Genomic DNA, 12253 nt, shown 5'->3' on the forward strand with positions numbered 1-12253 from the left:
CATGGATGATGATGGACCGTCTTTTCAGGCTCTAAAAAATATGCAAAAAAAATTATAAAAAGTGCTTGACGAAATCCCTCCTTTGCCGTATAATCTTACTTGTGTTCGGGGCGTAGCGCAGTTTGGTAGCGCGCTTCCTTGGGGTGGAAGAGGTCGTGAGTTCGAATCCCGCCGCTCCGACCATTTAATTGAACTGGACGCCACAAAGGTAACTTTGTGGCGTTTTTTCATGCTTGAAATGCTATAATATAGAATGAAAGAATTTGTGGAATCAACCCGATTTTGTTTCAGGAGGAGAGCCTTGCATGTCTGAGCTGCAGGAAAAAATTGCGAAAAGAAGAACCTTTGCCATTATTTCTCATCCGGATGCCGGTAAAACGACACTGACTGAGAAATTATTGTTATATGGGGGCGCCATCCATCTGGCCGGCTCCGTCAAATCCAGAAAAGCCAACAAGCATGCGGTTTCCGACTGGATGGAAATCGAAAAACAGAGAGGGATTTCTGTGACCTCTTCCGTGCTGCAGTTCGACTACGAAGGGTTCCGGGTGAATATTCTGGATACCCCCGGGCATCAGGACTTTTCGGAAGATACCTACCGGACCCTGATTGCCGCTGACAGTGCCGTTATGCTGATCGATGCCGCCAAGGGCGTGGAACCCCAGACCAAGAAACTGTTCTGGGTCTGTCATCGCCGCAAGCTGCCCATCTTTACCTTTGTGAACAAACTGGACCGGTACGGCCGGGCTCCCATGGACCTGATGGATGAAATCGAAAAAGTGCTGCACATCAACGCCTTTCCCATCAACTGGCCCATCGGCGTGGACGGCCACTACATTGGCGTGTACGACCGGCTGAAGAAGCAGGTGGAACTGTTCGACAACGACAGCAGCCACGGTTCCAGAATCCTGAAAAGCACGACCGGCAGTCTGGACGATCCGGCCATCCGGGAAGCAATCGGCGAAACCAATTTGAAGAACCTGATGGACGACATCGAGCTGCTGGATCTGGCAGGGGATGAATTTGATCTGGATCGGGTGGACGCCGGCGAGCTGACTCCCATGTTCTTCGGGTCTGCCATGACCAACTTCGGCGTGCGCAGCTTCCTGGAAAAATTCCTGGAACTGTCTCCGGAACCTCAGCCCCGGAAACTGAAGGACGGCGATGAGGTGAAGCCTACTGATGAGGATTTCACCGCCTTTATCTTCAAGATCCAGGCCAACATGAACCCGGCACATCGGGACCGGATTTCCTTCATGCGCATCTGTTCCGGTGTGTTCGAAAAAGGGATGACCGTGTGGCATGTGCAGGGACAGAAACCGGTGAAACTGGCTCAGCCCCAGCAGTTTATGGCCCAGGAACGGACTACGGTGGAGAAGGCTTATCCCGGTGACATCATTGGGGTGTTCGATCCGGGCATCTTTTCCATCGGCGATACCCTGTGCAACGAGAAACATCCGGTGCAGTTCGAGGATTTCCCCATTTTTCCGCCGGAAATCTTCGCCAAGGTGCAGCCCAAGGATTCCATGAAGCGGAAACAGTTTGAAAAGGGCATTGTCCAGCTGGCCCAGGAAGGTGCCATCCAGGTATTCAAACAGAAAAACATCGGCATGGAAAGCTTCGTGGTAGGCGTGGTCGGCCAACTGCAGCTGGAAGTACTGGAATACCGTCTGCTGAACGAATACAACGCAAAACTGGTGATGCAGCAGCTTCCCTATACGGTGGCCCGCTGGGTGTACGCCGACGATCCGGAACTGATCCGGAACATGAAGGGCCTGGACAACGGCATGCTGGTGTACGACAAACTGAGCCGGCCGGTGATCTTGGTGTCCAACGAATGGAACCTGAACTGGATCCTGGAACGGAACCCGGGCATCAACTTTACCCAGGTCCCCAGTGAAGCCAGAGCAATCTAAGAGGTAACAGAAATAGAATGGATATCAACAATAAACCTGTTATGGACATCCTGGGGGTGCCGGTCACTCCCTTTTCCATGGATGAGGCCGTAGCCTGGCTCATGGAACGGGTGGCACAGGACATCACCACCCAGGTGGTGACGGCCAATGCGGAAATCATCATGATGGCCCAGGAACTGCCGGCTTATCGGGCCTTGTTGAACAGGACCGACCTGATCCTGGCCGACGGGGCCGGTACCGTATGGGCCGGCCGGAAGCTGGGGTACCAGGTACCTGAACGGGTAGCCGGCTTTGACCTGTTTCTGCACCTGATGCAGTACGGCGCCAGCCATGATACGACCTTTTTCCTGTTCGGGGCGGCCCCGGGTATTGCAGAAGCGGCCCGGAAGAAAGCCGAAGAGCTGTATCCCGGTGTGAAAATCGCAGGCACCCGGAACGGGTATTTCAATAAAGAGGACGAACCGGAGATCATCCGGCAGATCAATGACAGCGGTGCGGATGTACTGTTTGCCGCCCTGGGAGCTCCCAAACAGGAATTCTGGCTGCAGGAACACCGAAATGAATTGAAACCGGCTCTGCGGGTGGGGTTGGGCGGCAGCTTCGATGTGCTGGCCGGCAAAATGGAACGGGCTCCGAAATGGATGCAGGAAGCGTCCCTGGAATGGCTGTTCCGCCTGTACAAGCAGCCCAGCCGCCTGGGCCGCATGATGGCTCTGCCCAAGTTTGTGATCAAAGTGATGGAGTATCGACACAAATCCTGAGTACGATATATACCGCAGGGGCCTGCCAGGACCGGTGAAGCCGTGTCTCCCGGCAAGCCTGCAGCCGTAGTTTCTATCTTTTAACTTTCAACCAAATAGGGTATAATAAAACGATGGGTGGAGGTGAAGTTGTGTTCAAATATAACTATACAATTCTTAAAGAAGGCTATCCTTTCATCATCATCACAGCCGTGATTACCCTGCTGGTTGGGTATCTGGCCGGCCCGGTCTTTGCCGTGCTGCCCTTTGTGCTGATGGTTTATTTCTTTTATTTTTTCCGGCAGCGGGTCCTGGACGTGAAACAGGATCCCAGTCTGTTGTATTCCCCGGCAGATGGAACGGTCATGGGAGTGGAGGAATTCTTCGATTCAGAATTCCTTAATGAACCGGCCAAGAAAGTGACGATTTTCCTTTCTGTATTCAATGTACATTCCAACCGGGCACCTATGACTGGTCTGATCAAATACATGCGCTACACCTGTGGCGGCTATGAACCGGCCTACAAAGATTCGGCGCCCATTGTCAACGAGCGCATGGCCATCGGCCTGGATAATGGTCATAACCGGGTGCTGGTCATCCAGATCGCCGGCATCCTGGCCCGGCGGATTGTGTGCTGGACATCGCTGGGCAGCCGGATGCGGCAGGGTGAACCCTACGGCATGATCAAGTTCGGTTCCTGCACGGAACTGGTCATGCCCCAGTCAGTGGAAGTGTTGGTCCGCAAGGGCGATAAAGTCCAGGGCGGCATCAGTATTATCGGGAGGCAGAAAGCAGAATGAACTACAAACGCATGGTACCTAACAGCATCAGTGGATTGAGCCAGATCCTGGGCCTGATTTCCATTTTCCTTTCCATGGAGAAGGACTTCAACTGGGCAGCCATTTTCATCATCCTGGCCATCCTGGCGGATTCCTGCGACGGGCGGGCAGCCCGGGCTCTGGGGGTAAGCGGTCCCTTTGGGGTAGAAATGGATTCCCTGTGCGATGTATGTTCCTTCGGCATGGCTCCGGCGGTGCTGATCTACTGCTACAGTCTCCACCAGCTGGGAGTGGCCGGCATGATCATTTCCGGATTGTTTGCCTTCGGGGCGGCCATGCGGCTGGCACGGTTCAATGTGAACGTCTCTGCCATCCACGGTTATTTCCAGGGCATGCCGGCACCGGCCGGTGCCTGTGTGATCGTCACCTTTGTCCTGGGCGGCATGAAGATCAGCCCGGTGCTGACTTCGCTTCTGACCATTGCGGTGGCCATCCTCATGTACAGCGATGTGAAGTACCCTGATTTCAAAGGTCACGGCAATCCGCTTTTCCGGATTCCGGTCATCATTGCTTTCATCCTGGGAGCCCTGGTGCTCTACAGTGATGTGCACGCCTGGCCGTTTGTGATTATGTTCACCTATACCCTGTGCGGGGTGCTGAACGCCATCTATACGAAGGTGACAGGGAAACAGGCCGTGTTTCGGTAAGAGGAGGAAATCGTTTCTTTATGAGTACGTATTTTGATATCATCATGGTTCCCCTCCAGGTGCTGATCGTCTTTTTCACCATTTATTATTTTGTGATCTCTCTGTTCGGTATTCTGCCTCGGAAGAAAGAAGAGAAGATCCTTACCCCAAAGACTACCTTTGCCGTGATCGTAGCGGCTCACAATGAGGAAAAAGTCATCGGGGAGCTGGTGGAGAACCTGCATATGCTCCGGTATCCGGATGATATGTATGATATCTTTGTGATTGCGGATAACTGCAGGGACCATACTGCGGACGTGGCCCGGAAAGCCGGTGCCATTGTGTGTGAGCGGTTCGATCAGGAAAAGGTGGGGAAGGGCTTCGCCCTGGAATGGATGTTCCAGCGGCTGTTCGCCATGGAGCGGCAGTATGATGCCGTGGCCATCTTCGATGCCGATAATCTGGTGCATCCGGATTTCCTGAAGGAAATGAACAACCGGTTCTGTAAGGGTGAACGGCTGATTCAGGGCTATCTGGATGTGAAGAATCCCAATGACAGCTGGGTGAGCGGAACTTTTGCCATTAACTTCTGGATTGTGAACCATGTCTGGCATCTGGCCAAATATACGATCGGACTTTCCAGTGTGTTCGGGGGTACCGGCATGGTGATTGCCACGGATGTGCTGAAGAAGTACGGCTGGAAGGCAACTTGCCTGACGGAAGATATGGAATTCACGATGAAATGCCTGCTGGAAGGCATCCCTACCACCTGGTGCCAGGATGCTATTATCTATGACGAGAAACCGACCACGTTCAAGGCTTCCTGGAATCAGCGGAAACGCTGGGCCCAGGGGCAGTTCGATGTGGCGGAGCGTTACATGGGCAAGCTGCTGAAGACGGGCTTGAAGAAGCGGGACATTGTGATCCTGGATGGGGTCATCGACGTGTTCCAGCCGTATTTCATGCTGATTTCCACGTTTTTTGTAATCTGCAGTACCATCTATAATTTTGTCCCGTTCTATACCAATGTACTGTACGCATTGCTGCCCTACCACTGCTGGCAGGTCATTGGGGTAGCTCAGTATCTGATTCCTGCCATCATCCTGTTCAAAATCAACGCAGCACCCAAGAGCTGGTTCTACACCCTGTTTTATCCGCTGTTATTGTACAGCTGGGTGCCCATCACCTTCCTGGGGTATCTGCACCGGCATGAGCATGTCTGGAGCCATACCATTCATACCCGCAGCATCAGCTTCAACGATGTGCTGGTTCCGGAAAGCGCCGAAACCGGTCCGAAACAGATTGTGCTTCCGAAAGAAAAAAGATCATGAAATACACGGGGTGTCGCAATGGCGGCACCTCGTTTTTTGGCCTCTTTCTTTTTCCATTCTTCCTTGTTATAATGAAGAATAGTGAAAAAATGTTTGCTTTTGCGTTTTTCTAACGACAGTTCGGCGAAAGGAGGGACGGCGGTGGAATTCGAGAAAAAGACGCCGGAGGAGAAGGCCAAAACCTTCCAGCTGCTGCGGAAACTGTATGCGGCGGAGCCCATCAAACCCAAAGCTCCCCGTCCCGGACCTCCGCCTCTGCCGGAACCTATCCGCCGGCTGCGGGCCATGCAGCAGGATACCACTGCTGCCTACGAAACCACGGCGGAGCTGTTCGTGCGTCAGGGGAAGGCTCTGGCAGACTATGAGGACGATGCGGTATACAATCTGCCCGTGCTCCATTATTATCCCACTTACCGGGTGCTGACGGACGCAGAGCTGCGGGGCTACTTCGGCTGGCGGACCCGGCTGCGCCACCACAACCTGGAGCGCACTTCTCTGACCTACGCTTTCCTGTATATCTATGAACTGCTGAACCAGATCGGGGTGAAGGATCCCCGGGAGGGTTATGATCAGCTTTGTGCCTTCCACGAGGAATACCGGCTGCTGGACGCTCGGATCGATCCCTATCTGCATCAGTGGCTGCGGGATTATGTACTGTATTATCAGCTGGATCCCGGTCTGCTGCCCAAAACGAAACGGACCAGGCAGGACAAGGCCCTGCTCATCCTGAGAGACTGGCAGCAGGCGGATGAGCAGGCAATCTTCGCTGCCCTTGACACCTTTTCCACTTACCGGCTCACCCGATCCAAGCTGTACAAACAGGATCCGGACCGGATGGTACACCTGTTTGCCCGGATTTATGGGGATATCCAGGTGTATTATGCCAAACACCGGAAGAAAAAGACCTTTGTCGACGAATACATTGGCCAGCCTGCTTACGACTGGCTGGATATGTTCACCAATGCCGTATTCTGGAAGCAGCCGGACCAGCGGCAGTTTACGGTGGAGGAAACGCCCCTGTGCATCTACAAGGACGATGAAGGCAACTGGACCCTGCGCCGATTCAATTACATGGCCAAATGCCTGAAGAAGCTGGGCAGGCTTATGAAGAGTATCGACGGCATGGTGCGGGAAATTCTCCATGTAGGACCGGCAGTGCAGCAGCCTTTCACCTATGTGTGGCTGAAGAAGCTGACAGCAGGGGCAGTCCTTGCGGATGAAAAAGAGCGGAGGGAGAGAGAAGCCCGCCGGGTGGTGTTCCATCCGGAAGCTCTGGAGAAAATCCGCCGGGAAGCGGCCGTGACCCGGGAACGGCTCATGACCGAAGAAGAACGGCGGGAGGAAGCCTTGCCTGCGGAAAGCCTGCCGGCAGCTCCGGAACCCCGGGAAGAAATCGCTCAGACCGCACCTCAGCCGGAAACCGTACCCAATGCCGATATCCGTCCGCCTGCTGCATCAGGACCGGCAGCTGCCGCTTCGACTTCCGAAAGTGCAGCCGGGGAGAATCCCTGGAATCTGACGGAGGATGAGCTCCATTACCTGCAGGATCTGCTTAGTGGAGACGATACTTCCTGGGTGGCAGCCAGGGGATTGATGCCATCCCTTTTGGTGGACAATATCAATGAAAAATGTTACGAGGAATTTGGGGACACGGTACTGGAAGCCGGAGACCCGCCTTCGGTCATCGAAGATTATAAAGACGATTTGAAAGGACAACTGGAATCATGACGGTAAAGATACCAAAACGGATTGCCCGGACCCTGATCAGCTCCCTGAAGGGCGGGGTGGTGCCCCGGATCGGGCTGCCCTATATTACGGTGGGACGGAAAAACGAAATCGATGCCCTGCTGCACGACGTGGAAGTCATTGCCGATGGCGGTGCTTCCTTCCGGTTCATTGTGGGCCGGTACGGCAGCGGCAAGAGCTTTTTGCTCCAGACCCTGCGCAACTATGTGATGGAACGGAATTTTGTGGTGGTGGATGCGGATCTGTCTCCGGAGCGGAGGCTCCAGGGTACCAAAGGCCAGGGGCTGGCTACCTACCGGGAACTGGTACGGAACATGGCCACGAAAACCCGGCCGGAAGGGGGTGCCCTGCCTCTGATCCTGGACCGCTGGATCAGCCAGGTACAGCAGCAGGTCATGGCAGAAAAAGAACTTTCTCTGACGGATGGCCGGCTGGATGGCCTGGTAGAACAGAAAATCGGTCAGGTGATCGATGCCCTGAATGAAATGGTCCATGGCTTTGATTTTGCCCGGCTGCTGACCCTGTATTATCAGAGCTACCGCCAGGGAGACGAGATCACCAAAGCCAAGGTGATCAAATGGTTCAGGGGCGAGTACCACACCAGGACGGAAGTCCGGCAGGAGTTGGGAGTCAACATCATCATCTCCGACGAGGACTGGTATGAATATCTGAAGATCTTTGCCCTGTTCCTGAAACAGGCCGGGTATGCGGGTCTATTGGTATGCATCGATGAACTGGTGAATATCTACAAAATTCCCCATGCCATCACCCGGCAGTATAACTATGAAAAGATCTTAACCATGTACAATGATACTCTCCAGGGCAATGCCCATTACCTGGGCATCATCATGGGGGGCACGCCCCAGTGCATGGAAGATCCCCGGCGGGGGGTGTACAGCTATGAAGCTCTGCGCTCCCGGCTGGCGGAAGGCCATTTCGGCGGAGAACACAAGGATCTGCTGGCACCGGTGATCCGGCTGCAGCCGCTGAATGGGGATGAAATGCTGATCCTCATCGAGAAACTGGCTCAGATCCATGGAGTGCTGTACGGTTATGAACCCCACGTGACAGAGCAGGACCTGGCGGATTTCATCCAGATTGAATTCAGCCGCATCGGCGCCGATTCCCACATTACCCCTCGGGAAGTGATCCGGGATTTTATTGAGGTGCTGGACATTTTATACCAGCATCCGGAACTGAAGGTGGCGGAACTGCTCCATTCGGATGACTTCCAGTATGCAAAGAATGCCGTGGAAAGCCAGGACACAGCACCGGAATTCGCAGAGTTCACGGTATAGTTTCAAAGGAAGCGTATGATGAGTATCTTTGATCGGTATGCGCCATTTGTGCAGGATTTCATCTACCAGCAGGGCTGGTCGGAGCTGCGGCCCATCCAGGTGGCGGCAGGGGATGTGATCCTCAATACGGATGATAACCTGCTGCTGACGGCGTCCACGGCTTCGGGCAAGACGGAGGCAGCGTTCTTTCCCATCCTGAGCCTGTTTGCCCAGGATCCGCCCAAAAGCGTGGGCTGTATCTATATCGGCCCCCTGAAAGCCCTGATCAACGACCAGTTCCTGCGGCTGCAGCCTTTGTGCGAGGAAGGGCATATCCCTGTGTGGCACTGGCATGGGGACGTTTCCCAGTCCCACAAGGCCAGGCTCATGCGCCATCCTTCGGGCATTCTGCAGATTACCCCGGAAAGCCTAGAGGCCCTGCTGCTCCACAAGCATATGGCCATCCCCAAACTGTTTGGAGATCTGCGGTTCGTAGTCATCGATGAGGTCCATTCTCTGCTGCGGGGGGACCGGGGCGGTCAGACCCTGTGCCTGATCCAGCGGCTTTCCCGGCTGGCGGGAGTGAATCCCCGGCGCATCGGCCTTTCAGCTACCCTGGGGGACCCGGAACGGGTGGGGGAATTTCTTTCCCTGGGCACGGGCCGGAAGACACTGATCCCCCAGGTGAAGGCTCCCGGTGCCAAATGGCGGCTTTCCATGGAACATTTTTATGTGCAGGATGCCCAGGCCGGGGAGGACCGGACGGATATCAAAGGGCTGCCCGCTCTGGATCAGAAGACGGATACGGCGCCGGTACAGGCAGATCCGGGGCTGGGATACATCTTCGAGCACACCCGGGGCAAGAAATGCCTGGTGTTCGTGAATTCCCGGGAAGAGTGCGAAGGAGTGACCACCAGTCTGCGCCAGTACTGCGAGCTGCGTCATGAACCGGACCGGTTTTTGATCCACCATGGCAACTTATCGGCGGCGGTGCGGGAAACGGCGGAAGAGATGATGAAAGACGACAGCCGGAACCTGACTACGGTGACCACCTCTACCCTGGAACTGGGCATCGATATCGGCCGGCTGGAGCGGGCTTTCCAGATCGATGCTCCCTGGACTGTGTCTTCTTTCCTGCAGCGCATGGGCCGTACCGGCCGGCGGGACCTGCCTCCGGAAATGTGGTTCGTAATCCGGGAGGATGAACCGGAAATCCGGGCACTGCTGCCTGCCACAATCCCCTGGAAACTGCTCCAGGGGATTGCCCTGGTCCAGCTGTATCTGGAGGAGAAATGGGTGGAACCGCCCCGGCTGGACCGGCTTCCCTACAGCCTGCTGTACCACCAGACCATGAGCGTGCTGGCCAGCAACGGGGAGCTGTCACCGGCGGCCCTGGCGGACCGGGTGCTGCGGCTCAGCTATTTCCACCGGATCAGCCAGGAGGATTACAGGGTCCTGCTCCAGTATCTGATCGCCGAAGATCACATTGAACGGACGGAGCAGGGAGGCCTGATCGTAGGCCTGGCCGGGGAGCGGGTGATCAGTTCCTTTAAGTTCTACGGGGTATTCCAGGAAAATGAGGAATATACAGTGCGCTGCGATTCGGAGGAACTGGGTACCGTGGTGGCGCCTCCTCCGCCTGGCGAGAAAATTGCCATTGCCGGCCATGTATGGCGGGTGCTGGAGGTGGATCGGAAGCGTCACGTGATTTACTGCGAAATGGTGAAGGGCAAGGTGCCGGCCTACTTCGGGGAATGTCCCGGAGATCTGCATACGAAAGTGCTGGAGCGCATGCGGAAGGTGCTGCAGGAGGACCGGAGTTATCCTTATCTGATGAAAAATGCAGTAGCCAGGCTGCAGCAGGCCCGGCATACAGCCAAGGCATCGGGGGCGGCGGAGAAGCCCTTGATTCAGCTGGGAGGCAATATGTGGTGTCTGCTGCCCTGGCTGGGGACTTACGGCTTCCTGGCCATGGAGCGGTTCCTGAACCTGAAATGTGCCCGGCGGCTGGGGCTGAAAAAGCTGGATCCGTTCCGGCCTTTCTTCATGCAGTTTACCATGGATGCGGATGAAAAGACCTTTTATCATGTCGTGAAGGAAGAAATCGAAAAGGACATCGACCCGCTGGAACTGGTCTATCCCCATGAGGTGCCGGTGTTCGACAAATATGATGAATACCTGCCGGAGCAGCTGATCAAGAAAGGGTTTGCTCTGGGGGTCTTGAATCTGGAGGACGTACGGAAACGGATCCGGGAATGGGGGAATGAAAGATGACAGAAATACAGACCAAACGGCATGGCCTGGACATGCTCCACGGTTCCATTGCAGACAAACTGTTCCTTTTTGCCATGCCCATCGGACTCATGGGGCTGTTCGAACAGCTGTTCAACAGCATGGATGTGTTCATCCTGGGTCATTTTGTGGGGAAAGATGCCATGGCGGCCGTGGGCAACAATATGCCTGTTATCGGCCTTCTGGTGACGCTGCTGATTGGGATTTCTCTGGGGGCCAATGTGGTAATCGCCCAGTATCTGGGGGCCAAAAAACAGGACAAAGTGGAAGAAACGGTGCAGACCGCCATCTGGATGGCCATCGGGCTGGGAATCCTGTTGATGATCGTAGGCCAGCTGATTGCACATCCGGCGCTGAAAATCCTGGATACCCCGCCAGAAGTGTACGACCTGGCGGCCACCTATCTGCGGATTTTTCTGCTGGGCATGCCATTTCTGACTCTGTATAACTTCGAGGCAGCCATCTTCCGTAGCTGCGGGGATGGGAAGACGCCTCTCTACAGCCTGGTGGCAGCCAACGCCCTGAACATTACCCTGGACCTTCTTTCTGTGACGGTGCTGGGCCTGGGTCTCACCGGGGTGGTATGTGCCACGGTACTGTCCTTTGCAGTGAATTCTCTGTTCCTTTTCGTGCTGCTGTGCCGCACGCCTCAGGCCATTCGGCTGCAGCGGCACCATATGCGGTTCAGCCATGAGGAGTTCCGGAACATCATCAAGATCGGGCTGCCCGCCGGTATCCAGGGCATGGTGTTTGCCGTGAGCAATGTGGTGATCCAGTCGTCCCTGAACAGTCTGGGTACTGCCGTTATGGCCGCCGCTGCTGCCGGGGTGATCATCGAGTTCAATATTTACTGTTTCGTGAACGGATTCAGCCAGGCTACCACTACCTTTGTGGGGCAAAACTACGGGGCCAGGAAACTGGAACGGTGTCTGCGCATTACCAAATGCGCCTTCTGGGTGGAAGGACTGTTCCTGCTGTGCATTACCATGCCGATCGTACTGTTCGGGTCCCGGATCATCAGTCTGTTCAACCAGGATCCGGAAGTCATCCGGCTGGGTGTGGAACGGATCCACATTGTGGCTACCACTCTGTACCTGAACGGGCTGCTGGATATCCTTTCGGGGGCGCTGCGAGGATACGGGTATGCACTGCCTCCGGCCATTGTGGCCATTTTGGGTATTTGCGGCGTGCGGCTGGTGTACATTTTCACCATATTTGCCAAATACCGGGAATATACAGTACTGCTTCTGGCGTATCCGCTGAGCTGGCTCATTGCCACCCTGGTACTGGCTGTGGTATACGTCCAGTGCCGGAAGTATATTGTGAAGGGAATGAGCTGACTTTATCCTCTCATTAACCACTACCCACCAATCACCAACGGGGTGCCAGTGCTATTGCACTGTACTCCGTTTTCTGCTACAATGGACATGATCGAGGGGGAGCGCCCTGGATCGGTATTCATTTTCAGCGAGGGAGCCCGTATGCC

General features: G+C 55.1%; 9 protein-coding genes and 1 tRNA gene. All 10 read left to right on the top strand.

Annotated features, from left to right (window positions below; all coding sequences use genetic code 11):
- Positions 1-106: 106 nt before the first annotated feature.
- Positions 107-183 (top strand) — tRNA-Pro (locus ACR0QW_RS02135).
- A gap of 122 nt (positions 184-305) precedes the next feature.
- The gene (locus ACR0QW_RS02140) at positions 306-1916 is read left to right on the top strand and encodes a peptide chain release factor 3 (RefSeq protein ID WP_432642083.1); all 1611 of its coding nucleotides are present in this window, start codon (positions 306-308) and stop codon (positions 1914-1916) included.
- Between the two features lie 17 nt (positions 1917-1933).
- On the top strand, positions 1934-2677 hold the full coding sequence (locus ACR0QW_RS02145; RefSeq protein ID WP_432642084.1) for a WecB/TagA/CpsF family glycosyltransferase: 744 nt from the start codon (positions 1934-1936) through the stop codon (positions 2675-2677).
- Positions 2678-2790: 113 nt separating this feature from the next.
- Entirely contained in the window at positions 2791-3456 is a 666-nt protein-coding gene (locus ACR0QW_RS02150) for a phosphatidylserine decarboxylase (protein ID WP_432642085.1), read from the top strand.
- Positions 3453-4142: a CDP-diacylglycerol--serine O-phosphatidyltransferase gene (pssA, locus tag ACR0QW_RS02155; RefSeq protein WP_432642086.1), complete on the top strand. Its 690-nt coding sequence runs from the start codon at positions 3453-3455 to the stop codon at positions 4140-4142. Before ACR0QW_RS02150 ends, pssA begins: the two co-directional genes overlap by 4 nt.
- Before the next feature lie 20 nt (positions 4143-4162).
- Complete coding sequence (locus ACR0QW_RS02160) at positions 4163-5452, top strand: glycosyltransferase family 2 protein (protein ID WP_432642087.1); 1290 nt, start codon at positions 4163-4165, stop codon at positions 5450-5452.
- Between the two features lie 141 nt (positions 5453-5593).
- On the top strand, positions 5594-7180 hold the full coding sequence (locus ACR0QW_RS02165) for a TerB N-terminal domain-containing protein (protein ID WP_432642088.1): 1587 nt from the start codon (positions 5594-5596) through the stop codon (positions 7178-7180).
- Complete coding sequence (locus ACR0QW_RS02170) at positions 7177-8496, top strand: ATP-binding protein (RefSeq protein WP_432642089.1); 1320 nt, start codon at positions 7177-7179, stop codon at positions 8494-8496. The genes ACR0QW_RS02165 and ACR0QW_RS02170 overlap by 4 nt, the downstream gene beginning before the upstream one ends.
- 18 nt (positions 8497-8514) lie before the next feature.
- Positions 8515-10749 carry a DEAD/DEAH box helicase gene (locus ACR0QW_RS02175; RefSeq protein WP_432642136.1) on the top strand — a complete coding sequence of 745 codons (2235 nt, stop codon included), beginning with the start codon at positions 8515-8517 and terminating at the stop codon, positions 10747-10749.
- On the top strand, positions 10746-12107 hold the full coding sequence (locus ACR0QW_RS02180) for an MATE family efflux transporter (protein WP_432642090.1): 1362 nt from the start codon (positions 10746-10748) through the stop codon (positions 12105-12107). Before ACR0QW_RS02175 ends, ACR0QW_RS02180 begins: the two co-directional genes overlap by 4 nt.
- Positions 12108-12253: the final 146 nt, after the last annotated feature.

Origin of the sequence: Acidaminococcus sp., from assembly GCF_050873445.1 — a bacterium.
Lineage (GTDB): Bacteria > Bacillota > Negativicutes > Acidaminococcales > Acidaminococcaceae > Acidaminococcus.

Coding starts and splice junctions, on each gene's coding strand:
- ACR0QW_RS02140 (WP_432642083.1), top strand. CDS start 306: ATGTCTGAGCTGCAGGAAAAAATTGCGAAAAGAAGAACCTTTGCCATT.
- ACR0QW_RS02170 (WP_432642089.1), top strand. CDS start 7,177: ATGACGGTAAAGATACCAAAACGGATTGCCCGGACCCTGATCAGCTCC.
- ACR0QW_RS02160 (WP_432642087.1), top strand. CDS start 4,163: ATGAGTACGTATTTTGATATCATCATGGTTCCCCTCCAGGTGCTGATC.
- ACR0QW_RS02175 (WP_432642136.1), top strand. CDS start 8,515: ATGAGTATCTTTGATCGGTATGCGCCATTTGTGCAGGATTTCATCTAC.
- ACR0QW_RS02150 (WP_432642085.1), top strand. CDS start 2,791: ATGGGTGGAGGTGAAGTTGTGTTCAAATATAACTATACAATTCTTAAA.
- pssA (WP_432642086.1), top strand. CDS start 3,453: ATGAACTACAAACGCATGGTACCTAACAGCATCAGTGGATTGAGCCAG.
- ACR0QW_RS02145 (WP_432642084.1), top strand. CDS start 1,934: ATGGATATCAACAATAAACCTGTTATGGACATCCTGGGGGTGCCGGTC.
- ACR0QW_RS02180 (WP_432642090.1), top strand. CDS start 10,746: ATGACAGAAATACAGACCAAACGGCATGGCCTGGACATGCTCCACGGT.